This is a genomic window from Mesorhizobium sp. M1E.F.Ca.ET.041.01.1.1, from assembly GCF_003997355.1.
Taxonomy (GTDB): Bacteria; Pseudomonadota; Alphaproteobacteria; order Rhizobiales; family Rhizobiaceae; genus Mesorhizobium.
Genome location: NZ_RZSL01001250.1, coordinates 1 through 480 on the forward strand (window position 1 = coordinate 1; position 480 = coordinate 480).

1 pseudogene is annotated in these 480 nt (G+C 62.9%); it reads right to left on the bottom strand.

Annotated elements, in window-relative coordinates:
• Positions 1 to 124: 124 nt before the first annotated feature.
• Positions 125 to 283: pseudogene (locus EOA38_RS38620) on the bottom strand (integrase); the annotation flags it as partial.
• Between the last annotated feature and the right edge of the window lie 197 nt (positions 284 to 480).

Here is a 480-nt window from a genome sequence, read left to right on the forward strand (position 1 = left end):
GTTGCGACCGTGCTGCAACGGCGACAGCCTGGACGCGGCGATCTTGGTGCCCGACGAGGTATTGTCATCTGCTCAAAAAACCTGATCGCCTCACCGGCGATCAACCGGGGGAGGGCTGGAGCTTTCAGAGCCCGGACGGCTCGGTGAGGTTGACCCGGAACCGATCGCGCCGCCGCTGATATTTTTGGGTCATCTCCGCCAGATGATGGCCGAGCTGTGCCGCACGCAGCGAGTATCCTGACAATAGCAACGCACGCTCGCCTTCCGGAAGATCGGAGCGGACGAACGGAAACGGCGGCCGGTACGCGGGCTCCCAGATCCATCCAGCCATCATGATTTCGGAATGCGCTCAATCCGCTTCGGCGGCAATCGCGAGAGGACCGCTCTTCGGAGAGCCGCGCGACATTGGGTCTTGTTGTCTGCGAGACCATCGACCGCCTCGATCAGCGCATCAACGATCGCCTGGCCGAGCGCCTGTGC